The organism is Paenibacillus alba, assembly GCF_013204855.1.
GTDB classification, from domain to species: Bacteria; Bacillota; Bacilli; order Paenibacillales; family NBRC-103111; genus Paenibacillus_E; species Paenibacillus_E alba.
The window spans coordinates 26,750-43,172 of the sequence record NZ_JABMKZ010000006.1 but is presented as its reverse complement, the minus strand read 5'-3'; the positions used below and the strand labels follow the sequence as shown (position 1 = coordinate 43,172).

Genomic DNA, 16,423 nt, shown 5'->3' with positions numbered 1-16,423 from the left:
CCACATGACTAGGCAAATTGCTGCAAAAAGAACCTCAACCCCACGAATAAAAAAACGTGGATAGAGGTTCTTTTGTTTACATAGGTCACACAGCGCAAAAAAAGAAGGCCTAACGCAGGCCTTCCCATTCCATATCAAACTGCTCCAAATACTGCTCCATGAAGCGGTGCCGCTCCTCAGCCAACTGGCGTGCATAAGTCGTATTCATAAGCTCCTTCAGCTTCAGGAGCTTCTCATAAAAATGATTGATCGCGGTATCGTTGCCAGCGCGATACTCCGCTTCCGTCATCTGCTCGCGCGCGGTGACGGAAGGATCGTGAATCGGGCGGCCTTTCCAGCCCGAGTAGGCGAAGACGCGGGAGATTCCCACCGCGCCTATGGCATCCAACCGGTCGGCATCCTGCACGACCTGGCCTTCGAGCGTGCGCATCGGGGGACGCGCGCCGCCCTTGAACGACATGGTGCTGATGATTTCCAGCACATGGAGCACGTCCGCCGCCGGCGTGCCGCTGGCGGCCAGCCACGCTTCCAGCTCGCGCTGCGCGGCGGCTGGATCGGCGTTCAGCTTCTCGTCGACGACGTCGTGAAGCAGCGCCGCAAGCTCGCAGACGAAAGCGTCGGCGCCCTCCTGGGCGGCGATGCGCTTCGTCGTCTGCACGACGCGATAAATGTGCCACCAGTCGTGGCCGCTGCTATCGCGTTCCAGCTTTTCCTTCACGAGCGCCTCCGCCGCGAGTAAGATGTGCTCTTGCTGTTCTCTCGTCAAGTATTCCCCGTCACGCAGCGTCATTTCTTCTTCTTCCTCTTTCCTTCGCCAGCTTTGCCTTCTTTCGGCTTTTCTTCGTTAGATTTACTTTCATTGCTTTTACTTTCATTGCTTCTACTTCCATCGCTTTTGCTTTCATTGCCTTTACTTCCATCGCTTTTGCTTTCATTGCCTTTACTTCCATCGCTTTTGCCTTCATTGCCTTTACTTCCATCGCTCTTACTTTCATTACTCTTACTTCCACCGCTTTTGCCTTCATCCGCCAGTCCTTCGAGCGCTTTACCTTCGCTGGACTTACCAGCCGGAAACTTACTCTCGCTGCTTTTGCTTTCCTGTGCCCTGCCTTCGGGAGCCTTGCTCTCCGTGGACTTGCCTTCAGGCGACGTCCCAACGATGCCCGGCTGACTATCTTTTTCTTTTCCCTCAGTATATTTCTGGATGATTTTCTTGAAATTTTTCCCGTATTTATCTTCCAGTTTCCCGCCCATATCTTGCTGCAGCTCATAGATCACCACTTCGCGCCAAAAGCTGTTCGACAGCACCTCCACCATCGCTGGATGCTCCGTCAGCATGGCAAGTGTCGGCTCATCGCCGCCTCGTGTGCCGATAATAGCCAGCTTGCGATCGATAAGCAGCGTAAACTTCCGTCCTTTGCGCTCACTCCGCCCCGCATCGCGCTTATGCAGGAACTGATGTACCCCGCTCATCGGTACGGCATCGCCAATCGTCGAAACAAGCAAGCGCACGCCTTGCGCCGGCACCTGCAGCAGTTCTTCCTTCAACAGCTGCGCTTCATGCGTCCACAGGTCACAGAGCACTTCCTCCTTCGCCTTTCTCAGCTCCACACGAATCCGATCGAGAACCTTCGCATCGCCCTCCAAGCTGAAGTACTCCGAACGATGCGCACCCTGCTTCGGCATATGCTCCTTCACGTAGCGGATCGACGCCAGCAGCTCCGCCTCCACCCGCTCGCCAATCTCCTCGATTGGCACGCTTTGGTAGTGCGTAGGCTCACCGTGACTGGTGAGCACCGCGCCCTTCTCCGCTAGCTTCAGCAGCGCGGAATAGACGTTCGAACGTGACACGCCAAGCTGCTTGGCTATTTCATAGCCTGTTTGCGTGCCGCATTCGGCAAGCACATGCAGGCACTTGGCTTCCAGATCGGTGAAACCTAGGTTTTTCAAATGCAGATGAATATCCTCCATGCCAGTTCCCCTTTTCCGTAGGCTGCGTTAAGTTCATGTTTCGATATTGTATCATGATTTCTTCCTCAAAGTCGTATAGTCCTTCCCTGCTGCTCATTCGAACAAAATATATTTATTCTCACCACATTCGCATTTGGGTTCAGGCGACTCCTCTTATTCGCAATTCGGCGCTGCCGTGGATACGATTAAGGCCAAACTTGCCGTGAAAGTGTTTCCCCACCTAGGCCGCAGTTTATACAAGACCCAAACAAAAAGGGATCAGAACGCGCACTTGGCGCTGCTCCAATCCCTATCTTCTATAGCGTCTCAACTTCGGCGAATTCAATATACGTCATGCTCTTAAGCTCATCATATACTTCCGAAGCATACTTGCGGTCAATGAAAACGACAAAATTGAGCTCCTGCAGTTCATGATTAAGCTCTTTAATGTGTACACTTTTCATTTTGTACCCTCTGGCAATAATGTCCTTAATGATAGTCGTTAAATTGCCCTCATGCGACACTACGAGCCTGACGCGCAAATCTTTCATCAACAGCGGTCTTGGTCCCATTTTCTTAATATAGTATGGCAAAACAACTACACTGGCCATAATCAGCAGCAGTCCAAAAAACGCTTCAACAAAGAACCCAGCCCCAACGGCAATCCCCAGTCCTGCCGCTCCCCAGATCATCGCCGCCGTTGTTAATCCGATAATAACATCATTATGCTTCCGAAGAATGACCCCTGCGCCAATAAATCCGATCCCGCTGACCACTTGCGCCGCAAGCCGCATCGGGTCCATGACGTGCAGGCCAGGTACCGCATATTTATTCGCAGATTCAATAGATACAATCGTCAGCAAGCAGCTGCTTAGACATATGACCAAAGAAGTTTTGAGTCCAAGAGGTTTATTTCTGATTTCCCGTTCCAGCCCAATGATTAAACCGAAAATAGCTGCGATTCCTAATTTCATTAAATCATGCACATCTACCGACAGCATCATCGTTGTTGTCTCCTCTATGTTAGATAGCTTTACAATATCTTAACATTTTGAAGTTGTAAATAAATAGATATGCATAATTTGCTTTTTTATAACCAAAACAAATAAGCTTGGCCAGAGTTGTGCACATATCTCAGAAATTCCATATACTTCCCCGCGTGGCACCGGAATTTTTGATTTTGTTATTAAAAATACATATAGTCCCACTATGCTTAAAATACCAATGCCAATAATGGTTACTAACCACTTTTTCTTCATAATTTCCGCCTTTAACTTTGGATCTGTATGCAATGAATATTTGAGACTTAACACCAACCAAACCTAAGGACTCCTTATTATCTCTTGAATACATTCATAATTGCAGAAGCCATAAAAGCACCAGATAGCATTAAAACTAATTGTGCCGCTCTAAAATTCAGTAATGGAGTACAGAGAATAATTAAAAACATGCAAGTTGAAACAACTAAAATGATTGTGTACAGTTTTCGCATTCTATGACTCCTCTCTAATTCCCTGAAAAATTATCGTTGGAACAATAATTTTCACTAAAATAAGAACCTACCAAACAGTAAGCATTATATCTAGCAGCATGAATAAGAGAGTTGTCCCAACTACTTGCTACTGTTGCTATTCCAAGACCAATTAGCCAATATGTCCATATTTCCATCAAATCAACTCCAGATAACACTTTAATGAAAAGCTTGTGATTGATTGAATAGATGCAATTTCGGAGAAAAAAGTAATTACAATTTTGAGTATCTGTGCAGCTAAAGTTGGTATTACGATTTGCCCTTGATACAGCAATGTCTGAATTTCATTCGTTAAAATCAATCGGTTGTTTGCATCTATTTTTTTGAATGTTAGAGTTGGCGATTAGATAACGGCCACAAAATCAAGAAAACTTTGGCTAAATGTAGTCTTTATATTTGATGTAGGTTCGATTGGGCTCATTAGTTCTACTCCAATCATTAAAGTTTCGCCGCAATAAAGCCCTCCCCTTTTCATATTTTCACAAAATTTTCATGAGGATGATTGTCTCCTTGGTTTGACCGTACGCGGTCTATTTGATGAATAAAATAATCTTCAAGGGACTTATTTGACGCTAATATTTCATCACGAGAGGTTGTATCTACGATGCAGCCTTTTTCAATAAAGATAAATTCGTCACAAAATTTTTCGGCAACCTCTAGTTGATGAGTGGACAACAGGACAGAGCCTTGGTTTGCTGCATAATCCGTAAGAATGGAACGAATGCTTAGTGAACTTATGGGATCCAACCCAGAAATATATTCATCCAAGAGCAGCAATTTGGGTTGTCTCAGCAAACAGGCAAGCAGTGCTAACTTCTTTTTATTTCCTAGTGAATAATGTTTGATGTATTTATCGAGTTCATTCGTCAACTGGAACTGTTCGGATTTCTCTGAAATGTCGTGCTTGGCTAGATGCAGCCCAAATAAATCGCAATGGAACCTCAAAAACTCTTTCCCAGTTAATTCTTCGAATAACAAAGGATGCTCAGCAATATAAGCAACCCTTGCTTTCGCTTCTTTCCACTGTGATTGCATGTCAATTCCGTCAATCCACACACGACCTGAGGTCGGACGATTTAAACCAGCAGCAATTAGCAAAGTCGTAGTTTTACCAGCTCCATTAGGTCCCAAGAAGCCCACGATACGTTTAACAGGTACTTTGAAAGTTAGTTCTGTTAAGATGTTCGCAGAACCAATGGTTTTACTAACATCCAAAAAGTTCAGACTTGCGTGTTCCTGTCCATGAATCTCATTCATTGGCATTTTCCTCTTTGCTTATAGGTTTAATTCTTCGATCGTAAACAAACGGTTATTTTTGCGTTTGATCAACCAAGCTCCTAACCAAACGGCCGCAATCGTAAGTATTGGAACACAGATTAATTGTAAAAGAACAAAGGTTTCCTCTTCTACATAGTTAGCCAGATAAAAAGCAAGCGGCAGTAGCATAATAGGTATTAGGAACCCCAAGAGTGTGGTTCTTAAGATGGCCTTAATCATCCCTTTATCTGCATAATCATCCAGTTGTTCGACATGCATAAAGTCGAAATGTGGGCGCGTTAAGCTTGGAATATAATTTACAAAGGCAAATGCAACATAATTAATGATAGTTACTATCAGAATTAAAATGATTATCTTCCAGCTAACTAGGGTTAGGCTGCTTACAATAACGAGCTGAGTTAGTATAAACATGGGCACAGAAGCAATTAAAAATATTCGGATTTTTTGTGTAAACACGTGCCATAATGTGGACCCAGCAAAAATAAATAAGGATAATTGCCTGCCATCACTGTCAAAAGAAAACTGGCTGGACAAGTCATCGAATAATAACGTTGAGAGAAAGTAAGTCAACATGTATACACATAGGGTCAAAACTAAATAAAATACTTTTACGGAGTCTGTATGACTAAGCAGAGCTGCACATACCCCGACAACACTCCAAGTTATGGCTCCTCCCAATAAAACTGCAGGACGTTGCAGCAATTGTTGAGATCTGCACATCAGTTTAATCCTGGTAGCAATCAAAGAATCGGAAATCTCCAAATATTTACCAATAGCAAGAAAAAATTTCTCGAAAACCGGGTTATCTTTCATTTCACGTTCTTTATTTGTCTTTGCGTTGCACATTGCCAATAATAAGGTTAGAAGTGTTACAATCAAAATGTAAAACATACATCCAAGCAAATGAGCTGAATCAACAGCAGTTCTGGCTAATAACGTATGCGGCCAATAACCATGTAGGAAGAACTGCAAAAATACAGATACTTGTTGAAAGAAAAGTTGTTGTCCATCTAGTTGCCAATTCTCAAAGGCATGTACATCTACTTGTTTGCCTAATAGCGGAAAGGCATTGACCCAAGGAATAAATGTTGTCCCAAACAGATAGCCCAAACCAGCCAAAGATAGCTTGAAGACAAAAGATTGGAAAATAATAACTTTGGCATATTCTCTTTTTCTCATTTTTATGAAGGTAGTTAAATTATGTAAGTTGGAAACAAACTGGGACTGGACGAAATAAGTTAGGAAAATGATACATAGTAACACAAAAAAATGACCAAAACTGGATGAAACGAGAAAGAGCAGTGCTAGTAAGATTGGCATAAATCCCGTAATCAGTTGTTTGAAGCGCCAGACGATTTGTTCGCTGTATAGAAGTAGTTTTTTTTGCCTTTCGCTGCACGGCAGATTATGCAGGATCAGGTCGTCCTTGTGGCTCAATTCCCACTTAGAAGCTTCCACGCCTGAAATAATGGACATGATCGTTAATTGTATGAACAATGAGGTCCAAATATAGACTAACCTGGTATCTGCCTCAAGTTGTAGTGCTTGTTGCAGCAGTTCCTTAGCCAGCCCCCCTGCATATTCATTAAGAAGTTTAGATGCCTCTTCTGGCGGGTCAATGAGAATATCCAGAATGAACAAAGATAAAGAAAAAAAAACAGTCATTTTCAATACATCAACTAAAAATATGAACATGTAAGTCGGTGTTAACTTCTTCCATTCGTTTTTCCAACGAATATAAATTTTCCATTTGATCCAATGAACAAACATCGCAGAATTTCATCCCCTAGAATTAAACTCAAGCAATTCTCATTACATTAAAATTAACAATAATATCCTTAAACTAGAAAATCTGAAAGAGCAAGCCACGAGAGCTGCTACGGCCTTCAGGCATACCATTAATACTGTTAATATATATATTAACTTCAATTATTTTGTAATAAAATACCACAAATAGGGTATTCACACAAAAAATTTCTTTATAAATCCCCCTCGATCATGACACTTCGTCTTGCTATAAACCTTCTTAAGCGTGTGCCTCACCGTGGCCTCAGTAATACCTAGTGCAAGTGAAATCTGTAAAGCACTTTGGTTCTGCAACCAGCCAAAACCAATTTCCTTTTCGCGATTTGTTAGAGAATAGAGATCAAAATGCTCATAGATTAGAGCCTGTTTCCTGATTGGGTCAGCTAACATTATTCGAGATTCTATATCGCTTATCATCCGTCTTAATAGCGAGGCAACAAAACTTAGATTCTCAGTCAGGGAAACGGAAATATTCAGGTAACCTCTTAGTTCATTCCCAAGCTTAATTGGGGAACACATGCAATTCCATTTCGAAAAAAACGTCATGCTGTGCTCTAATCCCTGAACGGCTACCAACGCATCCAATTGCATAGAAAGAGAAATAGCGTTAATGCCCGCATGCTCTAATGCAAAGGAGGTCCCCAGACCAACATTCACAGACTCCAATATGTTTACTATATTTTCCGGCCCAATAAAGGCTAGTGCCACTCCGTTCAGATTTGTAAAAATAATTAAGTGCGGATTCGATATCGTTTTCGAGAGAGAATCTACCTCTTCTTTAGCAACTACAATAAGAGATTTTTCTTTAATCAGTTGTTCTTGCCTCTGTATCTCTACTAAGCGAAATGGTAACGTTGCATGATCTCGGTCTATTCCTGTTTTCGTAAAAGTCGCATTCCATAATTCTATTTGCTCAGCTTCTATTTCTGATAGATGTATCCACGAATGCTCCGTTTCCCCCCTAAAAATATTCATCTGATCCCTCCCACACCGACGTAAATACTCTTATTCCGACAATTTCCATGTAATAAAATATTACATTAACACCATTAAATTTAGCAAGTATTTCCATTTAATCCTCAAAAAACAAATGGCCCAGCCAGAGTTGTGCACTCTGCTAGGCTTCATCTTTCGTAAATTTTCAAATACCTCTGTTTTCCTAACCATCGCCAAAAAAATAATTGACCACTGGTCCAAAAACAATAGTGACCTATAGTCACTTATTCACTCACCATGTATTTATTAAAGCGAGCAATAGGGCGCTTAATCATTAATTATGATGGGAAAATTATTATTCATCCAAACCGAATGAAACATATTGACCATCAGTCACTTTTTTTGATATAACTAATCTTGTATAAAGTTATTTATTAGATGGGGAGGCCCAATACATGGAGCGTGTGGGAAACATTATTACTCGTCCAAACCGAACGAAAGATCATCTTGTGCGGACAACCGGAAGATTCGTGTCGCGCAAAACGGGTTTTCTTTTAATTTTGACCGCCATTGCACTTGCGGGCTGTTCCAATGAAGCAGCGTTATCTTCCGCGACGACTGCCGAGCAAGCAGCAGGGGCAGCGAGCAAACCTGTGAAAACGGCTGCGGTTGCCACACAAGCATGGGCAGGCGCCAAGACACTTACAGCCGATGTGATTCCTTCGCTGGAGTTGAATGTCATGCTGAAGGTTGATGGCGATGTGAAGTCCGTATTGAAAAAACGCGGGGATCAGGTCCAAAAAGACGATGTGATCATCGAGCTGGATAAGAAAGATTTGCTTCGCCAGAAACAAAAACTGCTTTATGCCAGAGCCAGTCTTGAAGAACAGATGACCAAGGCCAAAAAAGATTGGGACGACGGTATTCTGGAATTAACGAACAATATGGCCATAACCCAGCAATCCTTGGACGATGTCACGAAGCAGTATAACCGGGTTCTGAACGACTATGACACCGGTCAGGCAACGAAAGACCAGAAAGAACAATTGGAATCTCAAGTCAAGCAGTTGCAGCTCAATCTTCAAACTTTGAAACAGAAGCTTCAGACGCTCCAAAGCACCAAGCCGCTTGCCGCCATAGAGTACCAATTGCAGGCTAACGATATCGATCTGCAGGACGCGGACGTCAACCTATCTTATTTTGAAGTCAAGGCGCCTGCGTCCGGACTTTTGACCGAGATGCCGATTGAAGAAGGAATGACGCTTGCCAGAGGACAAAAAATCGGCGTCGTGCAGCAGCAAGCGCCAATCAAAATTCGCGCCGAGGTAACGGAAGCGGACTTGCCGCTCGTGCAGGGTAAACAAAGCCTGTCGTTTCATAATTCGGATTCCCCGGATACATATGAGGGAAAAGTGACTTATTTGGCGAACACAGCCAATACGCAGACGAAAACCTATTCCCTGGAACTTGAAGCCGCGAACGCGAACGGCCGCCTTAAGCCGGGAATGCGCGTGCAGCTTCTACTTGCTGGAGGCGGCGAACAGCAAGTCATCTCCGTGCCGGCGGACAGCATTCTGCGCGAAGATGGCGAGCCCTATGTATTCATTTTGAATGGAGACCATGCCGAAAAAAGGACAGTCAAGCTCGGCCGCAGCAAGGATGCCATGACGGAAATTACACAAGGGCTTAAGGCAGGCGAGCTACTAATCGTCTCCGGTCAGTACCAGCTTAAACATATGGAGAAAGTAGCGCCCGGCCAGTAGTTTCGGCTTCTAACCGGAACAGCTGGACAGAAGGAGGAGTCCGCTTGATTGCCAAACTGATCAAATACCAAAAAATTACCCTGCTATTCTTTGTCGTTCTCGTGCTGCTGGGCACCTTCAGCTTTTTATCGTTAAGCCAGCGTGAAAATCCGGAAATCACTGTATCCATGGCTACGGTGAAGACGATCTATCCCGGAGCATCTCCGGAGAAGGTCGAGCAGCTTGTCACCAAGCCGCTGGAAGAAAAGATCAGAGAGATGGAGTCGATCAAGTCGATCGATTCGACTTCATCCACCAACGTGTCCTTCATTACCGTTGAGATGCAAGCCGGGGCCGATAACAAGCGGGCCTGGGATACGCTCAGACAGAAGGTGCAGTCAGCGCAAGATAAACTGCCCGCAGAAGCACATCAACCCGAAATCAATGATGATCTAGCCAAGACATCGGCGCAAATCATTCATTTGATTGTGGAAAACCCTTCTGAGTTGGAGTCTTTGCGGCCCATTTCGGAAACATGGAAAGATCAGCTGCGCACGGTTGCCGGCGTCAGCGATGTTGAAATCGTAGGGCTTCCCGATCAGGAAGTGAAGGTGATACTGAACAAGGAGAAGCTAGAAAGCCTGCAGCTTCCTTGGACGCTGGTTATGCAGGCGCTCACGACCGCTCACGACCGCACGCCGATCGGGAACGTAACGGCCAATAACAATAACGCTTACGTTCAATTGACGGGCGAATGGAAATCCGCCAAAGATATTGCCAATACGGTCATTTACCGACCGGCAGGGCAAGGCAATTCGCTGAGCATCAAAGATGTCGCAGAGGTTAAAGTAGGCCCTCAGAAAACGGAAGAGGAAGTTTTCTATAATGGCAAACCCGCTATCGATGTCGTCATTTATCCGGCCAAAGGAGAAAACATTCCTACCTTGCAAGTAGGGATTGACGCCAAGGTTTCCGAATTGCAGGCTCAGCTCCCCGCGCATGTGACGATGGTATCGTTGTTTACGCAAAAGGAGAACGTCGACCATCTGTTTGCCGATTTGTCACGGGAAATGCTGATCGGGATGGGTGCGGTGCTGGTTGTCTGCATCCTGGGGCTCGCATTCGGAACGTCCATTATTGTCGCGCTCGCAATTCCCGTTTCCATCGCGCTCGGCTTCCTCCCGATCAGCATGACGTCCATTGATCTCAATCAGATTTCCATCGTCGCGCTGGTCATTGTCCTTGGTATTCTTGTCGATGATGCCATTGTCGTTAACGATAATATCGAACGCAGATTGTCTCTTGGCGATTCTCCTCTGGATGCGTCGCTGAAAGGCAGCCAGGAAGTTTCGATTTCCATTCTTACCGCAACGATCGCCACAGCGGCCGCTTTTTTCCCGCTGTTTTTCTTGAAAGGCAACATCGGGGATTTTATCAAGCCGATTCCCGTCGTCGTCAGCTTGACTTTAGCCGCGTCGATGGCCATGTCGTTAACCATCATTCCGATTTTCCGCAAATGGAGCAGCGAACGCAGTCTACGCAAAGGAGCCTACGCCCAGAATAAGCTGCCGGGACTTTTGGGAAAACCCTTATGGCACCTTAGCGAGTACTACGAAAAGCTCATCCGCCGCCTGCTGCGTAAACCGCTGTTAACCGGCATGATAGGCCTCGTTATCGGCACGGCTAGCTACGGACTTCTGCCGCTGCTGGGCGTTCAATACTTTCCAAGTGCGGAACGAAGCGAATTTTTGCTTGATGTGAAGATGCCCGTAAGCGCCGACTATAAGCAAACCGCCGATATGATGAAAAGTTTATCGGTTTGGGCGGCTAAGCAGGATGGGGTTCAATCTGTTTCCACCTATGCTGGGAGGACAACACCTAAGTTTTACTATGCGGAAAACGATTCTGTCGGAACTAGAATAGGCCAATTATACGTCAAGGTCGACGAGTCCCGAACCCATACAGGCAAGCTTGTATCCGACTGGCGCGAGCAGCTGAAGCACATATATCCCGACATCGAGTTGCTGCCCAGAGAACTGGAACAAGGCCCTCCGGTCGGAGCGCCAATTGCTGTTCGAATCAGCGGCCCGGATTTAAGCGAATTAACCTCACTCTCTAAGCAGGTGCAAACGATTCTGAAGAACATCCCGGGCACCGCCAACGTCTCCGACAGCGTTGGTGATAAAACGTTTACCATGGATCTGCAGCTCGATCAAGAGAAAGCGCGTTATTATGGCGTCACCGAGAAGGATTTGTCGGGAACCGCCCGACTCGCAACCGACGGCATTGAAGTTTCCAAACTGCAACTAGGCAACGAAGATATTCCCGTCACATTGTTCAGCGAGGCAAACCAAATGCCGTCCAATGAAACGATAGGAGAACTGCTCGTTCCTTCGCAATCCGGGCAGCTGTACCCGATCAAGCAGTTCGTCAATGTGCAGTTCGACCGCATGATCACCTCCGTTCAGCACCGCAATTTGGTGCGGACGATCACGGTAAGAGCTTACACAGACGGAACATTGCCGTCGGATATTGTCACGGAGCTGCAAAACCAAGTTGGCAAACTGCAAAAACCAAACGCCTATACCATTGAATTTGCAGGCGAGAACGCCGACCGGAACGATGCTTTCTCCTCCATCGGCAAGCTTTCGATCGTTGTCATATGCCTTATTTTCATCATTATTGCGATCCAATTTTATTCCTTATCCATACCATTCCTAGTCATGATGACCGTATATCTGGCCATGGGGGGCGCTCTGATCGGATTATTCGTGACGGGTGCGCCAATCGGATTCATGGCGCTTATGGGCTTTGTCAGTTTGGCAGGAATTGTCGTGCGCAACGGCATCGTGCTTGTTGAGTTTATTGAAGACGCCAGAAATCACGGCATGGAATTGTATGATGCCATTGCCGAATCCGGCCGTGCGCGGCTTCGTCCCATTCTGATGACGTCCGCTACCGCAATCGGCGGTTTGCTGCCTATGGCTATTATGGGAGGCAGCTTATGGCGACCAATGGCCGTCGTCATTATCTCAGGGCTTATTGTCTCCACACTGCTCACGCTTATTATCGTCCCTGCTTTCTATCTACGGCTGGCCCTGTGGAGGGATAACCGCAAGTTGAAGCGCAATAGGGCGGCAACGACCAACCTTCCTGCTCAGGGCGAAACAACTTCTCTCTAGATGCCCAACCGATTTTCTTAGGAGGAACAACTATCATGCAAACAAGATTCAAGCAAGCCACTTTGAGCTTCGCTTTGGCGTCCTCGCTGCTGATGTCGGGGATCCCTGCATTCGCGAATGGAGCAGCAGAATCTGCTAGCGCCGCCGTGTATAATCTGAATGCCGATCTCCATGTCAGAGTAACGGGCGTCTTTAATGAAAAGACGACTGGCGGCGTCCGCCTCGGCGCAGTGATTCGCATGAACAATACAAGCAACCGTACGCTGCGCATACCCGATCATGAGCTCAGAGTAACAACGCCGGACGGTTACGTATACACCTTGCGCCCCAGCAGCGCCAACGAACGCGGCATACAGCCCGATGCGGAAGTAGAGTTGACCTACATGCTCGTCGTCAACCGCTCGAGTCAAATCAGCCTTGCCGAACTTTCATTCATCGATGTCAATAAAGATGTATATCCAAAGCAGGAAACAGCGATATTCACGGTCCCTATCAATGCAATCGTTTGGAACGGAAAGCTTGACGGGTTCAAAGATGCTGCGTTGTTGAAAAAGTGGGGGGAATCGTTCACGATCCCGACACTCGAATCTCCTCTTAGCTACCGAACGATAAGCATAAGCAAAACCAATTCGAACGACGGATCCGACTATGTTGTGAAGCTGCTCGCCACAAACCCGTCCGACCGGGTCGAGACCGTTCCCGCGTTGGAGCTGGCCGGCAAAACCAAAACTAACGTTTTTACAGGTCAGCAGGTTGAAGCAAACCCAGTAGCCTTGGAGCCAGGCGAAAGCAAATATGTTCATTTCGCTATCCATACGGAGATGGACGCGGTGCTCGCCAGCCTTAACGTATTGACGACCGAAACCTTTACGCAGAGGGAGGCAAACGGCACAGTCAAAGCGTCAAACTTTGGCATCGGCAAGCTGAACATCGATCTAGCGCAAGACAAACCGGATGTCCCGAGCTACGCCTATAACTCACCGATAAACTTCGATGCATGGAATGATACTATCCATCAGGATCTGGAGGTAGCCCTGACGGAGCTCCGCGTCTCGGACAATGCCGATCAGGGAAGCAAGCTTGCGGCAGCCAAATTTAAGTTTACGAACAAAGGGCTAACAACCCTTCCGATTCCAGCACTTCTAACCGAATTGCAAAGCCCGGCGGGTTACGATTATACAGGGATCCGGCAAAGCGAAGTTCAGAATTCGATTGCTCCGGGAACGTCATCGGTTGTCAACTATACGTTTGCACTGCCTGTATCAGAGACCGGCGAAACGTTTACGATGAAGCTGCAGCAACAGCTAAGCAGAGATTCCGGCAGCCGTCCTGCAGCAGCCTACAAATCGACAATCGCATCCTTGCAAGTCACCCCGCAGGGAAAGGAAGACAGACATAAGATTTCCCTGTATCCGTATACGCTCGACATTAAAGACTATTTATTGACGCAAATAACGTCACCGGATCAGATGATCGCCATTTCCTATACGTACAAATTGCAAATGTTTCTCGAACTGAACCGCGATCCACGGGTGCTGACGGACCCTACATTCTCCAAACTGAAGTTCGAACTGGTCGATCCTGTCGGCAGCATCCTTGGTTCCCAATCGTTCCCTTTCACAGGCAATGACCGCTTGGTGAACGGTAAGCAAACGTTAACGTTTCAGCATCTGAGAACAGATCAAATCCAAAATAACGTGAGCGTTAACGTATATGAATCGATCCTTACCCCATCTGGCGAAGTCAATCGACTGATTACGGTGTTGAAATAGCGAGCCATAAACAAAAAGCCTGGAAAGAGTGCTGCATCGCACTTTTCCAGGCTTTTTCATCAAATTCGGAAGCGATATCCCGCTCCCCAAATGGTTTCAATGTATTGCGGATTGGAGGGATCCTGTTCGATCTTCTCTCGCAGCTTGCGGATGTGTACGGTGACCGTAGCAATCTCCCCCATGGCATCCATTCCCCAGAGGAGATCAAACAGCTGCTCTTTGCTGTACACGCGATTAGGGTTCATCGCCAGATGTGTAAGCAAATCGAATTCTTTGGTTGTGAACACGACTTCCTTCTCATTGACGAAGACGCGGCGTGCTGTTTTATCAATCATGAGCCCGCGAATACGCACTTCGTCGTTCTTCGTCTCACGCCGCCCCATCAGCCGCTCGTAACGGGCTAAATGAGCTTTCACTCTGGCAACCATTTCACTCGGACTGAAAGGTTTAATAATATAATCATCTGCGCCCAGACCTAGGCCGCGGATTTTATCAATGTCTTCTTTTTTGGCAGAGACCATGACGATAGGAATATCTTTCTCACTGCGAATGCGCCGGCAAATCTCAAACCCGTCTACCTTCGGCAGCATGAGATCCAGAATAATGAGATCATAGTCAGTCGTTAATGCTCTTTGGAGTCCCTTGTCACCGCTGATTTCAATATCAACTACGTAACCGCTAATCTCCAAATAATCCCGTTCCAGCTCTGCGATGCTTTGTTCGTCTTCAATGATTAAGATCCGACTCATGCTTTGCTCTCCTCCTGCTGACTCAGCGGTAAAGCCATGTATACCGTCGTCCCCCGCCCAATCATGCTGGTCGCGCCGATTCTTCCGCCGTGCTCTTCCATGATTTGTTTGGCGATCGCGAGTCCAAGCCCGCTGCCGCCGGTGGCTGTATTCCTTGATGGGTCAGCTCGGTAAAACCGGTCAAAGATATGAGGAAGCGCCTCCTCGGATATGCCTTGACCGCTATCTATTATTTGGATGACGGCATTGCCGTCAATCTCTCTCAACGTAAGGGTGATGCGGCAGTTGCCTTCCTCGCTGTATTTGATGGCATTTTCGATGATATTCAGCAGAACCCTTCGAAGCTTATCCCGATCCGCCGTTACAAACAACGGTGACTTCGGCAGCTCGGTAAGTGCAAACTGAACGCCTTTTTTCTCCATATCAAACTGCAATTCCTGCGCGCAATCCTGCACATATTGGCCAAGATCGACATTCTCGAATTGAAAGGGCACTTTGCCCAAATCCAGCTTGGAAAATAGAAACAGCTCATCAATGAGGCGATCCATATCAGCCGCTTTATTATAGATGGTTCGAATGTAGCGGTCCAGCTTATCAGGTGAATTCGTCACGCCGTCCATAATGCCTTCGACATAACCCTTGATGGCGGTGACAGGTGTTTTCAGATCATGGGAAATATTCGATATGAGCTCCTTGCGGTTCTCTTCATATTGAAGCTGAAGCTCCACAGACTTTTTGAGCTTGCGCCGCATTTCTTCAAATGCCGTACTAAGCTCTCCAATCTCATCATCGGAATGGCGAATGACTTCAAAATCCAGATTGCCTTCTTTAATTTCCTCCGCCGCTCGTTTCAGCGATTTTAGAGGTCGGATAATACTGCGTGAAACGAAGTAAGTCAGCACGCCATTGGTCAAAATAAGAATGAGCAGAAACGTAACGATAACGGATTTAGAAAACTGGTGAAGATACTTTTGAAAAGGACCTCCGTCCAAAAACACGAAAACGGAACCTTTGCTGTTATCCGGGAACAAAAAATCCTGTTGTCGAGTTATCCACAGAGAACCTTGATTTCGCTGGAATTGGCCTGACGAGGTGCCGAAGGACGGCAGCTTCGAGGTGTTCTCAGCTTCCCCCTCTTTAATATAAGGAGAAATGTACGTAATCTCTTTATCTTTGCGAATAATGAGCCCCATATTGATTTTGTGAAATCTCTCTTCCAAATCCTTGATAAACACGGGATCCAGAAAAGCATTGGGCTCAGTCTCCGTCTTCGCTTTCATATAAGCGACATTTTCCAGCTCCTGATCCACGACTCGTTTGATCGGATTGCCTTGTGAGAAATCGACTTGAAACCCGGATTTCAAACTGCCGAATGTAGCGATGCTGATTAAGATCACGGCTAGCACCGAGAGCACAAGCGGTACGAGCAGCATGGCGATATAAGAAAGTACCAGCCGTAAACGAATCGACATCCGCA

Annotated in this window: 12 protein-coding genes; 3 read left to right on the top strand and 9 right to left on the bottom strand. The window is 46.3% G+C overall.

Translation table 11 applies throughout. The features are described from left to right. Nucleotides 1–109: 109 nt before the first annotated feature. From HQN90_RS10445 to HQN90_RS10415, 7 genes are all read right to left on the bottom strand, one after another. Nucleotides 110–790, bottom strand: coding sequence for an HD domain-containing protein (locus HQN90_RS10445; protein WP_173217964.1), 681 nt, complete (start codon nucleotides 788–790; stop codon nucleotides 110–112). Next, a complete protein-coding gene (locus tag HQN90_RS10440) occupies nucleotides 787–1,971 on the bottom strand; it encodes a helix-turn-helix domain-containing protein (RefSeq protein ID WP_173217962.1) in 1,185 nt (394 codons plus the stop codon). Before HQN90_RS10440 ends, HQN90_RS10445 begins: the two co-directional genes overlap by 4 nt. Nucleotides 1,972–2,267: 296 nt before the next feature. Next, complete coding sequence (locus tag HQN90_RS10435) at nucleotides 2,268–2,954, bottom strand: MgtC/SapB family protein (protein ID WP_173217960.1); 687 nt, start codon at nucleotides 2,952–2,954, stop codon at nucleotides 2,268–2,270. Between the two features lie 39 nt (nucleotides 2,955–2,993). Next, complete coding sequence (locus tag HQN90_RS10430; protein ID WP_173217958.1) at nucleotides 2,994–3,209, bottom strand: hypothetical protein; 216 nt, start codon at nucleotides 3,207–3,209, stop codon at nucleotides 2,994–2,996. Nucleotides 3,210–3,952: 743 nt separating this feature from the next. Further along, a complete protein-coding gene (locus HQN90_RS10425; protein WP_173217956.1) occupies nucleotides 3,953–4,738 on the bottom strand; it encodes an ABC transporter ATP-binding protein in 786 nt (261 codons plus the stop codon). Nucleotides 4,739–4,756: 18 nt separating this feature from the next. Next, nucleotides 4,757–6,529: a hypothetical protein gene (locus HQN90_RS10420; RefSeq protein ID WP_173217954.1), complete on the bottom strand. Its 1,773-nt coding sequence runs from the start codon at nucleotides 6,527–6,529 to the stop codon at nucleotides 4,757–4,759. A 192-nt stretch (nucleotides 6,530–6,721) separates the two neighbouring features. Continuing rightward, entirely contained in the window at nucleotides 6,722–7,540 is an 819-nt protein-coding gene (locus tag HQN90_RS10415) for a helix-turn-helix transcriptional regulator (protein WP_173217952.1), read from the bottom strand. 416 nt (nucleotides 7,541–7,956) lie between these two features. On the opposite strand from HQN90_RS10415, the gene HQN90_RS10410 reads away from it, so the two are divergent. From HQN90_RS10410 to HQN90_RS10400, 3 genes are read left to right on the top strand one after another with little or no spacing between them, the layout of a single operon-like run. Further along, nucleotides 7,957–9,264: an efflux RND transporter periplasmic adaptor subunit gene (locus HQN90_RS10410; protein WP_173217950.1), complete on the top strand. Its 1,308-nt coding sequence runs from the start codon at nucleotides 7,957–7,959 to the stop codon at nucleotides 9,262–9,264. A gap of 44 nt (nucleotides 9,265–9,308) precedes the next feature. Beyond that, a complete protein-coding gene (locus HQN90_RS10405) occupies nucleotides 9,309–12,425 on the top strand; it encodes an efflux RND transporter permease subunit (protein WP_173217948.1) in 3,117 nt (1,038 codons plus the stop codon). A gap of 35 nt (nucleotides 12,426–12,460) precedes the next feature. Continuing rightward, nucleotides 12,461–14,197 carry a hypothetical protein gene (locus HQN90_RS10400; RefSeq protein ID WP_173217946.1) on the top strand — a complete coding sequence of 579 codons (1,737 nt, stop codon included), beginning with the start codon at nucleotides 12,461–12,463 and terminating at the stop codon, nucleotides 14,195–14,197. A 59-nt stretch (nucleotides 14,198–14,256) separates the two neighbouring features. Here HQN90_RS10400 and HQN90_RS10395 read toward each other — a convergent pair whose 3' ends face one another. Both HQN90_RS10395 and HQN90_RS10390 read right to left on the bottom strand, forming a co-directional pair. Then, the gene (locus tag HQN90_RS10395; RefSeq protein ID WP_079416542.1) at nucleotides 14,257–14,946 is read right to left on the bottom strand and encodes a response regulator transcription factor; all 690 of its coding nucleotides are present in this window, start codon (nucleotides 14,944–14,946) and stop codon (nucleotides 14,257–14,259) included. Further along, nucleotides 14,943–16,418 (bottom strand): sensor histidine kinase, encoded by a 1,476-nt coding sequence (locus HQN90_RS10390; protein WP_173217944.1) that lies wholly within the window; start codon nucleotides 16,416–16,418, stop codon nucleotides 14,943–14,945. The genes HQN90_RS10395 and HQN90_RS10390 overlap by 4 nt, the downstream gene beginning before the upstream one ends. Nucleotides 16,419–16,423: the final 5 nt, after the last annotated feature.

Excerpts from the sequence above, each read along its gene's own strand:
- HQN90_RS10430 (WP_173217958.1), bottom strand. The coding sequence starts at position 3,209 with ATGAAGAAAAAGTGGTTAGTAACCATTATTGGCATTGGTATTTTAAGC.
- HQN90_RS10420 (WP_173217954.1), bottom strand. The coding sequence starts at position 6,529 with ATGTTTGTTCATTGGATCAAATGGAAAATTTATATTCGTTGGAAAAAC.
- HQN90_RS10400 (WP_173217946.1), top strand. The coding sequence starts at position 12,461 with ATGCAAACAAGATTCAAGCAAGCCACTTTGAGCTTCGCTTTGGCGTCC.
- HQN90_RS10395 (WP_079416542.1), bottom strand. The coding sequence starts at position 14,946 with ATGAGTCGGATCTTAATCATTGAAGACGAACAAAGCATCGCAGAGCTG.
- HQN90_RS10445 (WP_173217964.1), bottom strand. The coding sequence starts at position 790 with ATGACGCTGCGTGACGGGGAATACTTGACGAGAGAACAGCAAGAGCAC.
- HQN90_RS10410 (WP_173217950.1), top strand. The coding sequence starts at position 7,957 with ATGGAGCGTGTGGGAAACATTATTACTCGTCCAAACCGAACGAAAGAT.
- HQN90_RS10390 (WP_173217944.1), bottom strand. The coding sequence starts at position 16,418 with ATGTCGATTCGTTTACGGCTGGTACTTTCTTATATCGCCATGCTGCTC.
- HQN90_RS10415 (WP_173217952.1), bottom strand. The coding sequence starts at position 7,540 with ATGAATATTTTTAGGGGGGAAACGGAGCATTCGTGGATACATCTATCA.
- HQN90_RS10435 (WP_173217960.1), bottom strand. The coding sequence starts at position 2,954 with ATGATGCTGTCGGTAGATGTGCATGATTTAATGAAATTAGGAATCGCA.
- HQN90_RS10440 (WP_173217962.1), bottom strand. The coding sequence starts at position 1,971 with ATGGAGGATATTCATCTGCATTTGAAAAACCTAGGTTTCACCGATCTG.
- HQN90_RS10425 (WP_173217956.1), bottom strand. The coding sequence starts at position 4,738 with ATGAATGAGATTCATGGACAGGAACACGCAAGTCTGAACTTTTTGGAT.